The following is a 19,277-nucleotide window of genomic DNA, read 5'->3' on the forward strand; positions in this document are numbered from 1 at the left end:
TTTCAGGGGCGCGGGGAACTGCGCGATCAACCACCGACGACCCGCGGTCGCCACACCACGCAAGCGGGCAGACGAACAGGCGCCTACCGATCCCTGCCGCACGCATAAGCCAACGGCGAGATCAACTCCTCCGCATCCGGCAACCACCGATTCGCAGGCGTAGGCCGGCAGGCCCACTGCACAGCCCCCCGCGACCCGAACCGCGTGGGCGGCGCCGCCACATACGCCCCCTCGCCCAGCACGGTCAGATCCAGCGACGACACCGCCCACCCCAGCTTGCGCACCAGATCCGGAACCTTCACACCGGCCCCCGGCAGCACGAAGAACTCCATCCGCCGATCCGGCGTGAGCGTCACCGGCCCCAGCGTCAGCTCCATCCGCTCCATCCGCGCGAGCGCCAGGAACCCGGCCGTCTCCGGCACGGAGATCGCGTCGAAGGTCCGCCCCGTCGGCAGCAGGATCGACGCGGTGGGCTGCTTCTGCCACATCCGTCGCGCGACGGTCGCACTGCCCGTCGCCTGCGTCGCCCAGTCCGGGCGCGCCGGGTGCGAGCCGGGTGCCGGACACGCGGCGTCACCGCAGGAGCACCGCTGACTCCCGTCGACCGCTTCCAGCCAGGTGCCGGGGAACACGTCCCAGTGGCGCTCCTCCGCGTAGCGGACGGCGGTCTCCAGCAGCGATTCCCCGCGCTGCTTCGGGATCTGAGCGGCTTCGGTGCCCGCGATCGTCTCTTCCACGATGAACACAACTCTGGTCGTCACCAGGGGTTACGCCCGCCGCCGTGCGCGGGGAGGAGCACCGCCCCTGCCGTCGGGGCGCATGGGTGCATGTGCGGGGGCGCGCAGGAGGATCCGTGGCCGGAGGTGGGTAACCACGAGTGGGGCCGGCAACAGCCGTTACCCCGGCAATCCTCACATGCCTCGCATTTTCGCCTGGTCGGCGGGGCATTGATCTTCACGGCCGGATCTTTTCGCTGGGACGTGAGGGGTCCGGCCGCGGAAGACACGTCAACTCGGTGCGTGGGCAGGCACCGCAGCCACAGGGGGTACGCCATGGCCGCAAGGCCGCTCGTCGCTCGGCAGCCGAACGAACGGCTCCAGGCGCTCATCCAGGAAGCCGGATGCTCCAACGCCGGCCTCGCCCGCCGGGTCAACATGTGCGGTGCCGAGCACGGCCTCGACCTGCGCTACGACAAGACGTCGGTGGCGCGCTGGCTGCGCGGGCAGCAGCCACGGGGCCGGGCACCGGCGATCATCGCCGAGGCGCTGGGCCGCAAACTCGGCCGTACGGTCACGATCGACGAGATCGGCATGGCCAACGGCAAGAACCTCGCCTCGGGCGTGGGCCTGCAGTTCTCGCCGACGGTACTGGGGGCCATCGAGCAGGTCTGCGAGCTGTGGCGCAGCGATGTGGGCCGGCGGGACTTCCTGTCGGGCTCCTCCGTCGCCGCGTCCGCGCTGGTCGAGCCCAGCCGTGACTGGCTGATCTCGGCGCCCGACGGGCAGGTGTCGCGCTCGGCGGGACCGCGCGTGGGGCAGTCCGACGTACAGGCGGTCCTCGCCATGACGCAGGCGCTGGTGGATCTCGACCACCAGTACGGCAGCGGGCATGTGCGCCCGGTCGTCGTGCACTACCTCAACAGCGTGGTGTCGGGGCTGCTGGCGGGGTCGTACCGGGAGGCGGTGGGGCGGGACCTGTTCGCCGCGGTGGCCCGGCTGACGGAGCTCGCCGGGTACATGGCCGTGGACACCGGGCAGCCCGGTCTGGCGCAGCGCTACTACATCCAGGCGCTGCGGCTCGCCCAGGCGGCCGGGGACCGCGGCTACGGCGGATACGTCCTCGCGGCCTCCATGAGTCATCTCGCCGCGCAGCTCGGGAACCCGCGGGAGATCGCGCAGTTGGCGAGGGCGGCGCAGGAGGGGGCGCGGGGGCGCGTGTCACCGCGCGCGGAGTCGATGTTCTACGCGGCGGAGGCGCGCGGGCACGCCTTGATGGGCGACGTGCGCGCCGCCCAGTCGGCGGCCGGGCGCGCGGTGAGCGCCCTGGAGGCGGCCGACCCGGCCGCCGGGGACGACCCGGTGTGGATCGCGCACTTCGACGAGGCGTATCTCGCCGACGAGTTGGCCCACTGTCACCGGGACCTGGGGCAGGCCGACGCGGCGGCGCGGTGTGCGCGGGAGTCGCTGGACGGGCATCCCGAGACGCGGGCCCGCCGCCGGGCCATCGGTTATGTGCTGTTGGCCACGGCGCAGGTGCAGCAGCGCGAGGTCGAAGAGGCGTGCAACACGGGCATGAAGGCCGTGGAACTCCTGGAGGGGCTGCGGTCCAACCGGGGCGCCGAGTATCTGGAGGACTTCCAGCAGCGGCTGGAGCCGTACCGGGACGAGGCCGTGGTCAGGGAGTTCGGGGCGCGGTTGGATCTCCAGGCCGCGGCGTGAACACAGGGTCTGCGGATGCGTGAACGTGTGGGAAACGGCCCGCTCGCGCGCAGGAGGTGACATGAACAGCGTGCCGTGACCCGGTTGTGTTACCGCGCTCACAGGGCTTGCGGTCAGGCCCTGTGCTGCGTGGCACGGGGCTCTGGGGACCCGGTAGCGTGACCCGACGATTCACAAGGTCCCCCATAAGTAGGAGTCCCGGTGACGCAGAGTGGACAGGGCGAGGAGCCCTCGGCGCGCCAAGCGCGCGAAGGCATCGTGCTGCCCTCCGACGGTGGCGAACCCCTGCTGCCGGGGATGACGGGCGGACCCGCTGACACCCCGGCAGGCCACCGGCCCGGCCCGGCCCCGACCGGCCAGACCTCGGCCTCCGCTCCCGCCGGGGGCCAGACCTGGGGCCAGCCGTGGGGCCCCGAACAGCAGGCCCCGCCCCCGCCGCAGGACAACAGCTGGCAGTCCCCACAGCCTCAGCAGTCCCAGCAGTCCCAGCAGTGGACCACCCCGGAGCCTCCGGCGTGGGACGCCCAGCACTCCGCGCCCGGCGCGCTCCCCCAGGAGGGCACCCAGCCCCCCAACCCGTACGCCGGCTACGGCACCCAGCCCGACCCTTCCCAACTCCCCCCGACCCCGGGCCCGTACGGCACCCCGCAGCCCCAGCCGACGGACGGCTACGGCTCTCCTGCCGGGGGCGGCCTGCCGCCCTCCTCCGACGCGTACGGCTCGGCCGCCGCGGGCGGGTACGGCCCTCCGGCCGGGGGCGCCCCGCTGCCGCAGGCGACGGACGGCTACGGCTCTCCTGCCGGGGGCGCTCTGCCACAGTCCTCCGATGCGTACGGGTCCGCGGCTGCGGGCGGTTCGCTTCCGCAGGCCGCCGGCGGGCACGGCTCCCCGTCCGGGGGCGGCCTGCCGCCTGCCTCTGATGCGTACGGGTCCGCGGCTGCGGGCGGTTCGCTTCCGCAGGCGGCCGGCGGGCACGGCTCCCCGTCCGGGGGCGGCCTGCCGCCTGCCTCCGATGCGTACGGCTCCGCTGCCGCGGGCGGTCAGTCTCCGCAGGCCGCCGGTGGCTATGGCTCCCCGGCCGGGGGCGCCTCGCTGCCGGGCTCCGACGCGTACGGCGCTCCCGCCGGGGGCGCTCCGCTGCCGCCCGCGACGGACGGGTACGGGGCTCCCTCCTCGTCCACGGGCGCCGGAGGCGCACCCCTGCCCGCGCCCGCCGACGAGGGCGCGACCCAGTTCCTGCCGCCCGTCGCCGCCGCGGCCGACGAGGGGGCGACGCAGTACATACCCCCGGTGGGCCCGGGCGCGCTGCCGCCCGAGACGCCCACCGGTCACGACCCCGAGGCGACCACGTTCCTGGGGACCGGGCCCCGCGCCGGAGCCGGGCCGTTGCCGCCCGCCTCGAATCCGGACGCCGAGGCGACGCAGTACATCGCGCCGGTGCCCGGCGGGGACAAGCAGCCGCCGTCCGAGTTCGACAACCTCTTCCGCAGCGACCGCGGCGGCAACGGTGCCGAGAGCCCGGCCGCGTCGACGCAGCAGATGCCCCGCTTCGAACAGCCCCAGCCCCACCACGCCCAGCCCCAGTCCTACGCCCCGCCCGGCCAGTCCGGCGGCGGCCGGGGCGGGCGCGGTGGGGGTTCCGGCTCGCGGGTGCCGGTCATCGCGGCCGTCGGCATCGGCATAGCCGTCCTCGGCGTCGGCGCCGGCGCGCTGCTCGCCAGTGGCGGAGGCGGTGACGACGGCGGCGACAACAACAAGACCGTGGCCGCTTCCGCGCCCGCGGAGGAGGAGTCCGCCTCGCCCTCCGCCGACCCGGCCCGGGCCCAGGCGGTCGAGCTGGACAAGCTGCTCGCCGACAGCGGCGACAGCCGCACCACCGTGATCACCTCCGTCGCCGACGTCAAGGGCTGCGACAACCTGCCCCAGGCGGCCAAGAACCTGCGCGACGCGGCCAAGCAGCGCACCGAGCTGGTCACCCGGCTCTCCGGCATCACGGTCGACCAGCTGCCCGAGCACGCCGCGCTGACCACCGCCCTCACCAAGGCGTGGCAGGCCTCGGCGTCGGCCGACAACCACTACGCGGCCTGGGCCGACCAGACCGCGGGCAAGAAGGGCTGCCGGAAGGGCCAGGCCCGTGCCACCGGCCAGACCCAGGCGGGCAACAAGGCCAGCGGCGTCGCGAGCACGGAGAAGACCAAGGCGGCCGGGCTGTGGAACGCCATAGCGAAGACGTACGGCCTGACCGAGCGTCAGCCGACGCAGCTGTGACGTGAGGTGACGTGATCCGGTCCGGGCGTGAACCGCTGAGCGGGGCTCAGTAGTTCACGTCGGCGTCCTGCAGCGTCCTGGTCGTGTCGACGAAGCCCTTCCGCGCCGACACCAGCCGCCCCTCCCGCACCACCTGAAGGGTCACGTTCGCGTTCACCAGCCGCGGGAAGCCGACGGCCGCGAGCTTGTCCTGGAACCGCCACCGCAGCGTCGGCGTGAGCCCGCCCGTGTTGACGCCGAGGCCGTCGTCGAGGGCCTCGGTCACCGTGTCGGCGCTCACCTCGCCGCCGCCGAGCGACTCGACGACCTTCTTGAACACGGTGTAGGCGATCCAGGTGGTCTGCACCCCGGCGTCCGCGGCGTCGATGCGGTTGTCGCCGAAGGCCTCCTCCTTGATCACCCGCTTCATCCCGTCCCAGCGGGCATCGCTCGCGACGGGGTACCAGCCGGTGATGTACGAGCCCTCGTACGGCCCCGACGCCCCGCCGGTCGCGTCGATCACCGTCTGGTCGACGCTGCCGAGCACGGTGGCCGTCCGTACGTCGGGATAGTCCTCGCGGGTCCGCCGGAAGGAGTCCATGAAGGTGCCGTTGCGGTCCCCGAGCGCGGGCACCACACACCCCTCGTCCCCGGGGCTGGACGTCGTCGTCTCCAGCGCCCGCTCGGCGTGGCCGTCGTACTCGGTGGCGTCCTCCGGCGCGCGCTGGTCCCGGGCCGCCGAGTGCCCGCCCGCCTTCAGGCCGGAGTCGAGCAGCGGGGGCAGCTGGTCGCCCGCGATGGTGTCGGGCCGCACCAGGGCGACCGGCCCGCAGCCGGCCAGGGACCTGCCGAGACCGGCGAGCAGCGCGGGCTGGCCGCCGTTGACGGGGTAGGACAGGGGGCTGGTGAACTCGGCGTTGGTGATGCCGTAGCCGCCTATGTACGGGATGCCCGCGCCCTCCAGGGACGGGAAGAAGGAGTCGGCGTACTGGCTGTACGATCCTACGACCGCGACGACGTTCTCCTTGGCGGCCCGTCGGGCGCACTTGGCGGCGGCCACGCTGTCGTTGTGGTCGTTGCAGGTCAGCACGTTGAGCTTGCGGCCGTTGATCCCGCCCTTGGCGTTGATCCAGCGGGCGTACGCGTGGGCGAAGGCGGGCATTCCGGGCTTGTTGGTGGCCTTGGTGTCCTGCGGTGCCCACGTCATGACGGTGATCGGATCGTCCCCGGCATCCCCCGTGGTGCCAGGGACGACCCCGCAGCCGGCGAGGATCGACGCGCACGCGGCCGCCGTGCCCGCGCGAAGCACGCCTTTTCTGGCGTGACGGGTGAGGTGGCCGGGGAGGAATGTGCTGCGGGTGCGTCGCCTGCCGGTCATGGTTCCGCACGATTCCGCCACATGACCAACCCGAGAGTGATCTCGGCTCAACAATGGGTGACGCGCAGGTGAATTGCGGGGGCAGGGGTGACCGATGTGGAGGGGAACGTACGATCGATGACCGTGCAAGCTTCGGAGAACTCTTCCCGTCGTGGCCGTCGCTCATCCACCATGGGCGGCATGCCTGCCAACGACATGCCGTGGTGGCGCTGGCGCAGCAACGTGCGCTCGGCGCTGCACATGCTCTCCGATCCCGGGTTCCAGCGGGAGGTCTGGCTGGCCGGTGTGGACGGCTACGGCGACGTGACCGACGCGGTGTACCGGCTGGTCGAGGACACCTGGCTGGATCACTGGTCCGCCGAGAAGTACGTCGGCACGATCTTCCGCGACTCGCAGGAGGCGGCCCTCGTGGACACCGCCGTGCTGCGGGTGCTGCGGATCATGCACCAGGTCGGGCCGGACGCCCCGGTCACCGCGTACCTGGAGAACCAGGCGTGGCCCGAGGCGATCCAGGCGGCCCGGGACGCGCATGTCCGGCTCGCCACGAGCGACGGCGAGGAGCCGGACACACCGCCGCGCAGCCTGGAGGTCCTGCGGATCATGACCCGGTCCGCCTAGGGGTCCGTACAGCGGGACGATTGCGGGCGGTGCGGCCGCCTGTGGGACCCTGTCCTGCATGAACGAGCAGTCCACCACCGCCGCGACCCCGCCGGACCAGTACGTCCTCACGCTCTCCTGCCCGGACAGGAAGGGCATCGTGCACGCCGTGTCGAGCTACCTCTTCATGACCGGCTGCAACATCGAGGACAGCCAGCAGTTCGGCGACCACGACACGGGACTGTTCTTCATGCGCGTCCACTTCTCGGCGGATGCGCCGGTGTCCGTGGAGAAGCTGCGGGCCAGCTTCGCGGCGATCGGCGACTCCTTCCAGATGGAGTGGCAGATCAACCGGGGCGACCAGAAGATGCGCATCCTGCTGATGGTCAGCAAGTTCGGGCACTGCCTGAACGACCTGCTGTTCCGGGCGCGGACCGGGGCGCTGCCGGTGGAGATCGCCGGTGTGGTGTCCAACCACACGGACTTCGCCGAGCTGGTGGGCTCGTACGACATCCCCTTCCACCACATTCCGGTGACGAAGGACACGAAGTCCGAGGCGGAGGGGCGGCTGCTCGACATCGTGCGTGAGGAGGGTGTGGAGCTGGTCGTTCTCGCCCGGTACATGCAGGTGCTGTCGGACGATCTGTGCAAGGCGCTGTCCGGGCGGATCATCAATATCCACCACTCGTTCCTGCCTAGCTTCAAGGGTGCGAAGCCGTATCACCAGGCTCATGCCCGGGGTGTGAAGTTGATCGGGGCGACGGCTCACTATGTGACGGCTGATCTTGATGAGGGGCCGATCATCGAGCAGGAAGTCGAGCGGGTGGGGCATGACGTGACGCCTGAGGGGCTTGTCGCCATCGGGCGTGATGTGGAGTGTCAGGCGTTGGCTCGGGCTGTGAAGTGGCATGCCGAGCGGCGGATTCTGCCCAATGGGCGGCGGACTGTGATTTTCGCCTGAGAGTTCGGGTTGTCCCGTTTGGTGGCGGGTGCGGGCGAATCGTGGTTGTTCGCGCAGTTCCCCGCGCCCCTGGGTTAGTTACATCCGGCTCAGTGAGGCGGCTGCGAAGAGGACGTCTCTGATGGCCTCTCTGTCTCCCAGTTGGCCTGCTGCCGCTTCCTGTGGGGGTACGTGGCCTGCTGCCAGGCGGCAGAATTCGACGCCGTCCAGGGCTACGTGGGCCACCTCGTGTTCCGCGGAGCCCTTGGCGGCGGGGGAGTCGAGGGGGATCAGCCACTCGCCGCCGCCGAGGCCCTCGATCTCCAGGCGGAGGCTGCGGCCCGGTTCGCCGGCGGCCACGAGGTGGCGGTGGTGGGCGGGGGCCGCGAGGCCGGCCTGGCGGCGGTGGGCCAGGGCCGTCGGCAGCATGCGGGCCGCCAGGTCGATCATGCGGTGCAGATGGCGCGGCGAGGGCGGATCGTAGGGGTAGTCGACCGCGTCCGCGATGTCCTCGGCGTGCACCCAGCACTCGAAGGCCCGGTCGAGCATCGCGTCGTGCAGGGGCAGCGCGAAGTCGCCGTACGGTACGGGCATCTTCCCGGCGGTGCCGCCCGTGAAGGACACCGTGCGCACGAGGTTGTGGCTCTGTTCCCGCCAGGGCGCCCGCACGGACCGGGTGGGCGGGAAGTGGGAGGCCTCCCAGTACGCCTCGGTGCGAGCCGCCGGGGTCGGGTGCCGGGACGTGACGTCGCCCAGCGGGTCGTCCAGGCCCAGCGCGAGCGCGACGAGCCCGTCGACGCTGAGCAGATGCGCGATGACCCCGGCGACGGTCGTACGGCGGCTCGTGGACTCGTCGGCCCGGAACCAGCGCAGCCGTACCGGTGCGTGCCACTCGGCCTCGCCGAAGTCCTGGAGCAGGGCGTCCAGGCGCGCGGTCTCGGCGTCGTACGCGGCGGCCCAGTCCGGCACCGGGATGCGCGGCGGGCGGCGCTCCAGGCAGGTCTCCAGGACCCGGGTGCGCAGCGAGGGGTCCAGGTCGAGGCTCTCGGGCCGTTGCAGCAGCCCGACCGCCTCGCGCAGCCGCCGTGCCTCGTCGGCGCAGCTCCCGCACTCGCCGAGGTGCTCCTCGACGGCCACGGCCTCCTCGGCCGAGCAGGCGGCCAGCGCCCAGGCGCCGAGCAGGGCCTTCAGCACGGGGTGCTCCAGCACGGGCCGTACGGGAGGGGGCGTCGGGTCGCCGAGGTCCGCCAGGGCGGGCAGCGGCAGCCCGCTGTCCTCGACGGAGGCCCGGGGCGGCGGGATCCGCGGCGGCTTCCCCGGCTCCGGCTCGGGCCCGTCCGGCTCGCCCGGGCCCGAGGGGATCTCCGACCCGCTCACACCGCACCCCCGTGCCCGGGCGGTGCGCCGGGTGGCTCGGTCTCGTGGGCGGTTGACAGGAGCTGAAGGCCGAGGCGCAGTCGGCGGCGGGCCTCGTCCTCGGTGATGCCGAGGTCGGTGGCGGTCTGGCGGTAGTCGCGGCGCTGGAAGTAGGCCCGCTCCAGGGCCGAGCGCAGCGGGACCGGCATGGACTGGACGATGTAGTCGGCGCGGGCGGCGACCGAGGCGCGGCGCACCCGGTGCTCCAGCTCCTCCGCGGTGCCGGAGCCGTCGCGGGCGAGGGCGGCGGTCTCGGTGGCGCGCAGGCGCTGTACGGCCAGGCGGTGGGTCAGGGTGGCGACCCAGGTGCGCAGCGGGCCCTGCCGGGGGTCGTAGGTGTCCGGGTGTTCCCAGACGTGGACGAAGACCTCGCGGGTGATGCCGTCGGCCGCGCGTTCGTCGCCGAGGACGCGGTGGGCGAGGCCGTGCACGAGGGAGGCGAACCGGTCGTAGAGCTCGCCCAGGGCGGCGGCCTCACCGCGGGCGAGCCGCTGCTGCATCTTGCGGTCCCAGCGGGGCGGTACGTCCTTTTTCGCCATGCGGCCCCCTCACCCCCCTGCTCGTGTCCCGCGCCCGTGCCCTGTCCAGCCTGTGCCTGATGTCTCCTCGAATGTAGTCGGCACGTCCGGTAGCGCACGCCCCTTTGTGGCAATGTGCGCCCCCTGGGCGGCCGTAGGTGGTAGAGGCGTCTACCCTTCCGGCGTCCGATCAGGCGTGACTGAAGGGGATCGAACAGGATCGAAGTCGACCAAATCAAGCCTGATTCGACGGGGATCCGTTTTTCGGGTTGTGTTTCAGGGAACGGCCGCTGGGCAGCCGCGCTGCAAGGAAGCGTAGGGACTGCTTCCGTTTTGGCGATCGAAGGGCGTGGTGGTGACCTTCAAAGTGACCGGCGGTGAGCACGGCGAATGGTCCGTGCTCCAGGTGTCCGGCGAACTGGATCTGGTGACCTCGCCGGTGCTGCGTCAGCGTGTGCACGACGTAGTGGCCGAGGGGCACCACTGTCTTGTCCTCGACCTGTCCGAGGTGTTCTTCTGCGATTCCAGCGGCGTCGGCGTGCTCATCGCCGCCCGTCGTCTGATCCGCTCCTGCCAGGGCCGGCTGCGGCTGGTGCTGCCCGCCCGGGGCGCGGCCGACGGGTCCCATGTCAACCGGGTCCTCGGCGCGCTGGGCGTACGCAGGCTGTTCGACGTGTACGGCGATGTGGACGCGGCCCTGGGTGACGAGGGCGAACCCCTGTCCGCGTGAGGGGCCGATCACGCACGGTAGGGCGAGTGTTGCCGTTCTGACACGCCGTTGTCCCGGAATTCCCCCGGTCTTGGCGCAAGTGACGTTTTCCCGCGCCCGAACGGCCCCTGCCGTCGTACGCTCCGAGCGAGACGCACCCCACCTGACGTAAGGCGGCCTGAAAGAGACATGGTCAGCAGCGAGTACGAGCGCAGGATCGCCGCCCGGTTCGCCATCTTCGACCAGGACGGCAACGGCTACATCGACCGCGAGGACTTCTACGGGGCGGCCAAGGCGCTGCTCGGGGAGTTCGCCGTAGCGGCCCGGTCCGACAAGGGCCAGGCGCTGTACGGCGGCGCGGAGGCGTTCTGGCAGGGCATGGCGGGCATCGCGGACCGCGACGGCGACCAGCGCATCACGCGCGAGGAGTTCGTGGGCGGCGCGGTCAAGCGCCTGCGCGACAACCCCGACCGCTTCGCCGAGATCGCGCGCCCCTTCCTGCACGCGGCCCTGGACATCGCCGACACGGACGGCGACGGCGCGGCCACCCTCGAGGAAGTGACCCGCGTCCTCACCTGCCTCGGCGCCCCCGAGGACGTCGCCCACAGAGCCGCCGGCGCGCTCGACGCGGACGAGGACGGCAAGGTCGCCGAGACCGAGGTCGTACCGGCCTTCGCGCGGTACTTCACGGTGCCGGAGTAGAGCGACTGGCTCGGGCGGCGGCGTCGGCCCGGGCGGTGCCCAGGCCCCGGGCGGCGCCGCCCGCCCGGGCCCGCCCGCATGCCCGCGCCGCTCGCCCGAGTCGTGTCACTCGCCTGAGTAGCGCTCCCGCAGCTTGTACTTGAGCACCTTCCGCAACGTCTCCCCCCGCGGAAGCGCGTCCACCACCTCCAGTCGCTCCGGCAGCTTGTGCACGGACAGGCCCTCGGCGCGCAGATGCGCTGTCACCGCGTCGAGGGTCAGCACCTCGGCCCCCGGCGGCTGTTCCACCACCGCGCACACCAGCTCTCCGCGTGCCGCGTCCGGTAGGCCGATCACCGCCACGTCTCCGACCGAAGGGTGCCGGTGCAGGAGGTCCTCGATCTCCTGGGCCGAGATGTTCTCGCCCTTGCGGATGATGACGTCCTTGAGGCGGCCGGTGAGGACCAGGTGGCCGGTCTCCGTGACGTGGCCGAGGTCGCCGGTGCGCAGGAAGCCGTCGGGGTCGAAGGCCTCCGCCGTCTGCCCCGTGTTCAGGTAGCCCCGGCACACCGCCTCCCCGCGCAACCGCACCTCCCCGTCCACGATCCGTATCTCCATGCCCTCCGGCGGTCGTCCCTCGGTCGTCGCCAGCAGCTCGGGGGTGTCGTCCGGGGCCCCCATGGTGATCATCGGTACCTCGGTCATGCCGTAGCCGTGGGTGAGCTGTACGCCCATCTCGCGGATCACCGAGTGGTAGAGCTCCGGCGGCTTCGGGGCGCCGCCGCCCGCCAGGAGTCGTAGCGTCGGGATCACGGGGGTTCCCGGCTGCTTTCGCTGCTCCGTCAGGAACATCGAGTAGAACGCCGTGGAGCCGCCCGCCATGGTCACCCCGTGTCGGCGGTAGGACTCCAGCGCGTCCGGCAGCGCGAACTGTTCGAACAGGACGGCCGGGAAGCCGTACAGCAGCAGCATCACCGTGTAGTCGGGCCCGCCGATATGGGCGTACGGGAAGGCGATCGACCCCACGTCGTCCCCGGAGGGCCGCAGCGCGTGTGCGAGGCAGGAGCCGCCCGCGATCAGGGAACGGTCCGTGTGCAGCACGCCCTTGGGGTCGGAGGTCGTGCCGGACGTCCAGTAGATCCAGCGGACCGCGGTGCCGTCGGAGGGCGGGGGAGGCAGGATCGCGGGGTCGCCGTCGGGCAGGTCGGCGTACGCCTCGAAGACGCCCTTCGCGCCCAGCCGCCGGGCCATCTCCCCGTGGTCGAAGCCGCGCCACACGCCCGGCACCGCGAAGAACTCCGCCCTCGACTCGCGCAGCGCGAAGCCCACCTCGCGGTCCCGGTAGAAGGGGATCACCGGCGTCTGCACGGCCCCGAGACGGGCCAGCGCGAAGGACAGCAGGGCCGTCTCCATCCGGGTGGGCAGCTGCCAGGCGACCACCGTGCCGGGGCGGACGCCCATGCCGTACAGCCCGGCCGCCACCCGTTCGGCCCGCGTGTGAAGTCCTCCGAAGGTCAGCGCGCGGTCGTCCGCCAGGAAGAGGGGCCGGTCCGGGGTGAGGGCGGCGCGGCGGGTGACCAGCTCCCACAGGGTGCGGGACGAACTCAGGTCGTGCGGGGTCTCGTTCACGGCTGCCCCCTGCCTGCTTGGCTGACGGGTCGTCAGGTGGGATGCTAACTGACGCTGCATCAGATAAGCATCAGTCCGGCGGAGGGGACCCATGGAGCGCGCGACCGAACTGCCCCGCATCATCAGCGTCGACGACCACGTGATCGAGCCCGCCCACCTCTTCGAGACGTGGCTGCCGGCCAAGTACCGCGATCGCGGCCCCCGGCCCCTGACCGCGGGCATCGGTGAACTCGCCTACATCGCGGGCAAGTACCGCATCACCATGGACCCGGACGGCCCGCCCACCGACTGGTGGATCTACGAGGACCTGAAGTTCCCGTACAAGCGCAACATCGCCGCCGTCGGCTTCGACCGCGACGAGATGACCCTGGAGGGCATCACCAGGGAGGAGATGCGGCGCGGCTGCTGGGACCCGAAGGCCCGCCTGGAGGACATGGACCTCAACCATGTCGAGGCGTCCCTCTGCTTCCCGTCCTTCCCGCGCTTCTGCGGCCAGACCTTCGCCGAGGCGCACGACAAGGAGGTCGCCCTGGCCTGTGTGCGCGCCTACAACGACTGGATGGTCGAGGAGTGGTGCGGGGACAGCGGTGGGCGGCTCATCCCGCTCTGCCTGATCCCGCTGTGGGACGTCGAACTGGCCGTCGCGGAGATCCGGCGCAACGCCGCGCGCGGAGTGCGGGCGGTGACCTTCTCCGAGATTCCCACCCATCTCGGGCTGCCGTCCATCCACTCCGGCTACTGGGACCCGTTCTTCGCGGTCTGCCAGGAGACCGGGACCGTCGTGAACATGCACATCGGGTCCTCGTCCCAGATGCCCGCCGCCTCCCCCGACGCCCCGCCCGCCGTCCAGGCCTCGCTCAGCTTCAACAACGCGATGGCCTCGATGATGGACTTCCTCTTCAGCGGGGTCCTGGTGCGGTACCCGCGCCTCAAACTCGCCTATTCCGAGGGCCAGATGGGCTGGATCCCCTACGCCCTGGAACGCGCCGACGACGTCTGGGAGGAGCACCGCGCCTGGGGCGGCGTCCGCGACACGATCCCCGAGCCGCCGTCCACGTACTACTACCGGCAGATCTACTGCTGCTTCTTCCGCGACAAGCACGGGGTCGCCTCGCTCGACGTCGTAGGCCGCGACAACGCCACCTTCGAGACCGACTACCCGCACGTCGACTCGACCTTCCCGCACACCAAGGAAGTCGCCCTCGACCACGTCAAGGGCCTCGACGACGAGACGGTCTACAAGCTGATGCGCGGCAACGCGATCCGCATGCTCGACCTGGATCTCGACAAGTAGATGGACCTCACGTACACCCCGGATGAGGAGGACTTCCGGGCCCGCCTGCGGGAGTGGCTCGGCACGGCGCTGCCCACGCTGCCGCCCAAGCCGTCTCCCGACGACTGGCCCGCCCGCCGCGCCTACGACCTCGGCTGGCAGCGCAGGCTCCACGACGCCGGATACGCCGACGTCCACTGGGACGCCTCCCCGACCACCCGGCTCATCTTCCTGGAGGAGACCGAGAAGGCCGGCGCGCCCTATGTGGGCGCCAACTTCGTGGGGCTGCTGCACGCCGGCCCGACCATCGCCGCCGAGGGCACGGACGGGCAGCGGGCGCGCTGGCTGCCGCCGATCCTGCGCGGCGAGGAGGTCTGGTGCCAGGGCTTCAGCGAACCGGAGGCCGGCTCCGACCTCGCGGCCCTGCGCACGCGCGCGTGGCGCGACGGCGACCACTACGTGGTGACCGGCTCCAAGATCTGGACCTCCCACGCGGAAGTCGCCGACTGGTGCGAGCTGTTGGTCCGCACGGACCCCTCGGCGCCCAAGCACCGGGGCATCACCTGGCTCGCCCTGCCCATGGACACGCCCGGCATCACCGTACGACCGCTGCGCACGCTCGCCGGGTCGGCAGAGTTCGCGGAGGTCTTCCTCGACGAGGTGCGCGTGCCGCTCGCGAACCGCGTCGGGGACGAGAACGACGGCTGGCGCGTGACGATGGTGACCCTGTCGTTCGAACGCGGTACGGCCTTCGCGGGCGAGGTCGTCGCCTGCCGCCGCGTCCTCACCGAACTGGCCCTCCAGGCCCGCGAGAACGGCCGCTGGGACGACCCGGCGCTGCGGCGCCGACTGGGCAGGCTCAACGCCGAGTTCCGGGCGCTGTGGCGGCTCACACAGTGGAACGTGAGCGCGGCGGAGGCCTCGGGCGGGGTGCCCGGCGCCGGAGGCTCGGTCTTCAAGCTGCGGTACTCGCACGCCCGCCAGGAGCTCTACGACGCCGCCGCGGACGTCCTCGGCCCCGACCGCCTCGACCTGGACCGCCCCTGGACCCTCGACCGCCTCTCTTCCCTCTCGTACACCATCGCGGCCGGTACCTCCCAGATCCAGCACAGCATCGTCGCCGAGCGGATCCTCGGCCTGCCGAAGGGACGGTGACCGTGCGTTTCCGGTTGACGGACGACCAGCGGGCGTTGCGCGACGGGGTGCGGCAGCTGCTCGCCCGGCGCTTCGACGCGGAGGCGCTGCGGGCCGCCGTGCGGGACCCGGTGCGGCTGGACCGGGCGCTGTGGCGGGCCCTGGGCGACGCCGGGTTCTTCGCGCTGCGGCTGCCGGAGGCGGACGGCGGGGTCGGACTGGGGCTGCCCGAGGCGGTGTTGGTGTTCGAGGAGGCGGGGCGGGCGCTGCTGCCCGGGCCGCTGGCCGCCACCCACCTCGCGGCCGGTGCCGTGCCCGGCGCCGCCGAGGGGGAGACCGTCGTGACGGCCGTCGACGGCGGCCTCGCGGAGTGGCTGACGGAAGCGGACGTCGTACGCGGCGACACCGCCGGAGCCGTGCCGCTGCGCTCCCTCGACCCGCTGACGCCCCTGCACCGCGTGCCCGGGGCCGCGGCGGCCCCGGACCCCGTCGCCGTCCTCCTCACCGCCGCGGAGCAGCTCGGCACGGCCGTACGCGTCTGCGAACTGGCGGCGCAACACGCCCGGGCCCGCGAACAGTTCGGACGGCCCATAGGGGCCTTCCAGGCGGTGGCACACCTGTGCGCGGGGATGCTGGTCCGGGCGGAGACGGCCCGCGTCGCGGTGTACGCGGCCGCCGTCACCGCCGACCCGGCCGACATCGCCGCCGCCCGGCTGCTCGCCGACGAGGCCGCCGTACACGGCGCCCGCGACTGTCTCCAGGTGCACGGCGGCATGGGCTTCACCTGGGAGTCCGAGGTCCATCTGCACCTGAAACGCGCATGGGTTCGAACCCAACGTGCGGGTGGAATCACGGAGAGTGAGGAACTCCTCGCCGCCGATCTGGTCGCCGGAACGCCCTGACAGGCCCTCTGGCTGCGACATTGCCGACGATGCCCACAGAGATGTCGCGGATTGTGGCATGCCGGAATTACGGAGAGTTGATATCGGGTCGTATCCGATGCGTGACTCGTAACAGCCCGGAGTCGGCTGTCCGCTCCGGTACCTTGTGTGAGATGCGAGTGGCTCAGAGCGCAGTGCGACCCAGGGGCGCGGCCTGTTCGACTCCCCGCGGTGAGCGTCGCACAGTATCCCGCAGGGGTACTCCTTCGCGCTGGAATATGCCCGAAGCGCTTGTTGGGGTGACTGTACGTCAACCATGCTGTCCCACAAGGGATTCACGTTCCGTGATCCTTGTCCCGGCCGTTGTTCTGGCCATGCAGAAAATGGCTACGATCGTGGCCCTCGTGAGGCGCGAGCCTAAGTGTCCGCCGGTTCGGATGGTGTGAGCGGTGCAGGTGCTTCAAGTGCAGCTGGAGATCCGGCCCGACCCCGCAGAGGTGGGGCGTGCCAGGCGGTGGGCCCGCTCGCGCCTGGCCGGGTCCGGCATACAGGCCGACGAACCGCTCGCCGAGACACTGATCCTGCTCGTCTCCGAACTCGTCACCAACGCCGTGGTGCACACCGGCTGTCCCGCGGTGCTGCTGCTGTCGCTGCCGCACGCGGTGACGGACGAGTCCACGGTCCGCCTCGAGGTCGCCGACCGCAGCGGCCGGGCCCCCGTACCGCGGTGCGCTGACGACGACGCGACCGGCGGCCGGGGCCTCGCCCTCGTCGACGGCCTCGCCGACCGTTGGGGCTGGAGCGTCGAGAGCACCGGCAAGCGCATCTGGTGCGAACTGGACCGGTGTTCGAAGTCCGGTGAGGTGACGGCGTCGTGCGGAGGGGGCGCGGCGGCGTACGGCGGCGGGACGTCCTTCGAGGGGCTGGCGTACGAGGCGGTGTAGGGCCGCCCGGACTTTCGGTGTGCCCGTTTGATGCCTGCCTCCCGCCCGTCTCTGCCTGCCCCCCCGCCTGTGTGTCCCCGCCCGCCGGGCGTGTGGAGCGCGAGGCGTTGTGGACGGCGGCACATGCCGCGGGGTCTTGCGGCGAAGCCGGGGCATGGGGGCACGGCGGGCCGGCCGTTTCCGGCGGGGCATGCGGCGATGCGCCGGACGTGCTTCCGTGCGCACCCACGGTACACACCGCATATCCGGCAAATCACCGAACCGGGTGTTGACGCGTCGTGACCATGTGCTCACGCTGGTGGGCAGCGATTCGCCGTGAGGGGACGGCGAGGGCTTCGGTGACGGCAGCCCTCGGCGAGTGTGAGTCGTGATTCGGCGTCGGCTCCCTTCAGGGCCAGGGGAGCCGGGGCGGGAGCGCCGGAGTGGGGTGGCGGCGCGCGCTGCCGTGCTCGGGGCGAGCAGCGCGGCGCCGCCATCCTGCTGGGCGGCCCCGGGCGGCCGACGCCCTAGAGGATGGCGACCGGCGCCACCGGGGACCCGGTCGCCCCGGCGAACGGCTCGGGCGTCGCCGCCAGCAGGAAGACATAGCGCCCCGCTTCTCCACAGGCTGTGGACAACTTTTCGAGATTCCAGTTCTGGCCCTGCGGCATCCCCATCTCCACGAGGTGGAGCGCGTGCACCGGCAGCCACAGGCCGTCCACCTCGGGCGGGAACACCTCGAAGGTCAGGGTGTCGTTGGCGACGGCCGCGACATCGCGCGCGTGGAACCACTCCGGCGTCCGGATCGACAGCCCCGGTGACGGATAGGCGTAGGCGTGCCGGTCCCCGGCCAGACAGACCTGGACCTGCCCGGTCCGTACGAGCACGATGTCGCCGGCCCCTACGCGCGTCCCGGCCAGCTCCTCGGCGGCGTCCAGATCCTCGGGAGTGACGGCGTACCCGCCGTCCAGCCGGTCCGTGCCCCGGGCCCGGGCGACGTCGAGCAGGACCCCGCGCGAGACGAGGTGCCGGACCGTGCCGATGCCACTGAACCCGGCGCCGCCGTGCGCCGTGACGGAGCCGGCCGGGCGGCCGTTGTAGATCCGGCCCGAGTGCGAGACGTGGGGCAGCGCGTCCCAGTGGGTGGCCGCCTGCAGCCCCATCGTCACGACGTCGTCGCTGCACGCGACCGTGCCCGGGCCGAACAGCTCCTGGTTGATCTGCACCATGACGTGCAGTGGGTCGATACGGCCCGGGATCATCCCCGTCTGGACGCCGTTCTGTTCGAGGGGGAGCGCGAGCGGGACGCGGCGGCCGGTGCGGACAGTGGCCGCGGCCTCCCGTACGACCTCGTCGGTGATCAGGTTCAGTGTGCCGAGCTCGTCGTCGGCCCCCCAACGGCCCCAGTTGTTCACGCGCTTGGCGATGTCGTGGAACGCGTCCGGCAGCGACATGAGTCCTCCCCGGGGCTTGTCTTCCTGTATCTGACGGGTCGTAGAATTCGAGAACCTGAAATCTAACGGTCCGTCAGAAACCGTGGGACGGGAAGGGGCCGGGCGTGGGGAACTTCTTGGCAGGGAAGGTCGTCGCCGTCACCGGCGCCGGGCGGGGCATCGGCCGGGCGGTCGCGCTCGCGGCGGCGGCCGAGGGGGCGAAGGTCGTCGTCAACGACTACGGCGTCTCCGTCGACGGCGCCTCGCCGACCAGCGAGATCGCCGAGGGCGTGGTCAAGGAGATCGAGGCGGCGGGCGGGGAGGCGGTGGCCGTCGCCGACGACATCTCCACCATGGCGGGCGGGCAGCGGGTCGTCGACGTGGCGCTGTCGTCGTACGGGCGGCTCGACGGGGTCGTCTGCGTGGCCGGGATCCTGCGCGAGCGGATGCTGTTCAACATGACCGAGGAGGAGTGGGACCCGGTCGTCGCGACCCATCTGAAGGGCACGTTCACGGTGTTCCGGGCGGCCTCCGCGGTGATGCGGAAGCAGCGGGCCGGGACGTTGATCGGGTTCACGAGCGGGAATCACCAGGGGTCCGTCTCGCAGGCCAACTACAGCGCGGCGAAGGGCGGGATCATCTCGCTGGTGCGGAGCGCGGCGCTGGGGCTGCACAAGTACGGGGTGACCGCGAACGCGGTGGCGCCGGTGGCGCGGACGCGGATGTCTGCGGGGGTGCCGATGGAGTTGGCGGAGATCGGGGAGCCGGAGGATGTCGCCGCGTTGGTGGTGTATCTGCTGTCCGACGAGGCCTCTCGGCAGGGGATCACCGGGCAGGTGTACACGGTCGCCGGGGCGAAGATCGCGGTGTGGGCTCAGCCGAGGGAGTTGCGGGCGGGGTTTGCGGCTGGGGGGTGGACCGTGGAGAAGATCGCGGAGTTTTTGCCGGGGTCGGTGGGGGTGGATCCGATGCCGTTGTTGGAGCGGGTGGCGGGGATGGAGAGGGCGGCGCGGGAGGGGGAGCGGCCTAACGCGTGAGGGGGTGGGCTTGTCTGTGGTGTGGCGGGTGCGGGGCGGTGGG

The 19,277-nt window shown here is 72.0% G+C and carries 17 protein-coding genes; 11 read left to right on the forward strand and 6 right to left on the reverse strand.

Annotation, left to right across the window (positions count from 1 at the left end):
- Positions 1-83: 83 nt before the first annotated feature.
- Positions 84-746 carry a bifunctional DNA primase/polymerase gene (locus tag KJK29_RS21300; RefSeq protein ID WP_215124383.1) on the reverse strand — a complete coding sequence of 221 codons (663 nt, stop codon included), beginning with the start codon at positions 744-746 and terminating at the stop codon, positions 84-86.
- Positions 747-1,052: 306 nt separating this feature from the next.
- On the opposite strand from KJK29_RS21300, the gene KJK29_RS21305 reads away from it, so the two are divergent.
- Both KJK29_RS21305 and KJK29_RS21310 read left to right on the forward strand, forming a co-directional pair.
- A complete protein-coding gene (locus KJK29_RS21305; protein WP_215120745.1) occupies positions 1,053-2,438 on the forward strand; it encodes a tetratricopeptide repeat protein in 1,386 nt (461 codons plus the stop codon).
- A 201-nt stretch (positions 2,439-2,639) separates the two neighbouring features.
- A complete protein-coding gene (locus tag KJK29_RS21310) occupies positions 2,640-4,706 on the forward strand; it encodes a hypothetical protein (RefSeq protein ID WP_251057884.1) in 2,067 nt (688 codons plus the stop codon).
- A 46-nt stretch (positions 4,707-4,752) separates the two neighbouring features.
- On the opposite strand, the gene KJK29_RS21315 is transcribed toward KJK29_RS21310, so the two are convergent.
- Positions 4,753-6,063, reverse strand: coding sequence for an ABC transporter substrate-binding protein (locus KJK29_RS21315; RefSeq protein WP_215120746.1), 1,311 nt, complete (start codon positions 6,061-6,063; stop codon positions 4,753-4,755).
- A gap of 117 nt (positions 6,064-6,180) precedes the next feature.
- Here KJK29_RS21315 and KJK29_RS21320 point away from each other — a divergent pair, with 117 nt between their 5' ends.
- Both KJK29_RS21320 and purU read left to right on the forward strand, forming a co-directional pair.
- The gene (locus KJK29_RS21320) at positions 6,181-6,681 is read left to right on the forward strand and encodes an SCO4402 family protein (protein WP_215120747.1); all 501 of its coding nucleotides are present in this window, start codon (positions 6,181-6,183) and stop codon (positions 6,679-6,681) included.
- 58 nt (positions 6,682-6,739) lie between these two features.
- On the forward strand, positions 6,740-7,621 hold the full coding sequence (gene purU / locus KJK29_RS21325; RefSeq protein ID WP_215120748.1) for a formyltetrahydrofolate deformylase: 882 nt from the start codon (positions 6,740-6,742) through the stop codon (positions 7,619-7,621).
- 78 nt (positions 7,622-7,699) lie between these two features.
- Here purU and KJK29_RS21330 read toward each other — a convergent pair whose 3' ends face one another.
- Positions 7,700-8,962 (reverse strand): zf-HC2 domain-containing protein, encoded by a 1,263-nt coding sequence (locus KJK29_RS21330; RefSeq protein WP_251058120.1) that lies wholly within the window; start codon positions 8,960-8,962, stop codon positions 7,700-7,702.
- A gap of 11 nt (positions 8,963-8,973) precedes the next feature.
- Complete coding sequence (locus tag KJK29_RS21335; RefSeq protein ID WP_215120749.1) at positions 8,974-9,555, reverse strand: sigma-70 family RNA polymerase sigma factor; 582 nt, start codon at positions 9,553-9,555, stop codon at positions 8,974-8,976.
- Between the two features lie 328 nt (positions 9,556-9,883).
- Here KJK29_RS21335 and KJK29_RS21340 point away from each other — a divergent pair, with 328 nt between their 5' ends.
- Positions 9,884-10,264: an STAS domain-containing protein gene (locus tag KJK29_RS21340; protein WP_215120750.1), complete on the forward strand. Its 381-nt coding sequence runs from the start codon at positions 9,884-9,886 to the stop codon at positions 10,262-10,264.
- Between the two features lie 168 nt (positions 10,265-10,432).
- Positions 10,433-10,945: an EF-hand domain-containing protein gene (locus KJK29_RS21345; protein ID WP_215120751.1), complete on the forward strand. Its 513-nt coding sequence runs from the start codon at positions 10,433-10,435 to the stop codon at positions 10,943-10,945.
- A gap of 105 nt (positions 10,946-11,050) precedes the next feature.
- Here the strand turns inward: KJK29_RS21345 and KJK29_RS21350 are convergent, their stop codons facing one another.
- A complete protein-coding gene (locus KJK29_RS21350) occupies positions 11,051-12,553 on the reverse strand; it encodes a class I adenylate-forming enzyme family protein (protein ID WP_215120752.1) in 1,503 nt (500 codons plus the stop codon).
- A gap of 91 nt (positions 12,554-12,644) precedes the next feature.
- Between KJK29_RS21350 and KJK29_RS21355 the strand changes: the two genes are divergently transcribed.
- The 4 genes from KJK29_RS21355 to KJK29_RS21370 all read left to right on the forward strand — a co-directional run bounded on the left by KJK29_RS21355 (position 12,645) and on the right by KJK29_RS21370 (position 16,785).
- Positions 12,645-13,847, forward strand: coding sequence for an amidohydrolase family protein (locus tag KJK29_RS21355; RefSeq protein ID WP_215120753.1), 1,203 nt, complete (start codon positions 12,645-12,647; stop codon positions 13,845-13,847).
- Complete coding sequence (locus KJK29_RS21360; protein WP_215120754.1) at positions 13,848-14,981, forward strand: acyl-CoA dehydrogenase; 1,134 nt, start codon at positions 13,848-13,850, stop codon at positions 14,979-14,981.
- 2 nt (positions 14,982-14,983) lie between these two features.
- Positions 14,984-15,862, forward strand: coding sequence for an acyl-CoA dehydrogenase family protein (locus tag KJK29_RS21365; protein WP_215124385.1), 879 nt, complete (start codon positions 14,984-14,986; stop codon positions 15,860-15,862).
- A gap of 443 nt (positions 15,863-16,305) precedes the next feature.
- Positions 16,306-16,785, forward strand: coding sequence for an ATP-binding protein (locus KJK29_RS21370; protein ID WP_215120755.1), 480 nt, complete (start codon positions 16,306-16,308; stop codon positions 16,783-16,785).
- A 506-nt stretch (positions 16,786-17,291) separates the two neighbouring features.
- Here KJK29_RS21370 and KJK29_RS21375 read toward each other — a convergent pair.
- A complete protein-coding gene (locus KJK29_RS21375; RefSeq protein WP_215120756.1) occupies positions 17,292-18,218 on the reverse strand; it encodes a cyclase family protein in 927 nt (308 codons plus the stop codon).
- A gap of 104 nt (positions 18,219-18,322) precedes the next feature.
- On the opposite strand from KJK29_RS21375, the gene KJK29_RS21380 reads away from it, so the two are divergent.
- On the forward strand, positions 18,323-19,234 hold the full coding sequence (locus KJK29_RS21380) for an SDR family oxidoreductase (protein ID WP_215120757.1): 912 nt from the start codon (positions 18,323-18,325) through the stop codon (positions 19,232-19,234).
- Positions 19,235-19,277: the final 43 nt, after the last annotated feature.

Origin of the sequence: Streptomyces koelreuteriae (assembly GCF_018604545.1) — a bacterium.
Classification (GTDB): Bacteria; Actinomycetota; Actinomycetes; order Streptomycetales; family Streptomycetaceae; genus Streptomyces; species Streptomyces koelreuteriae.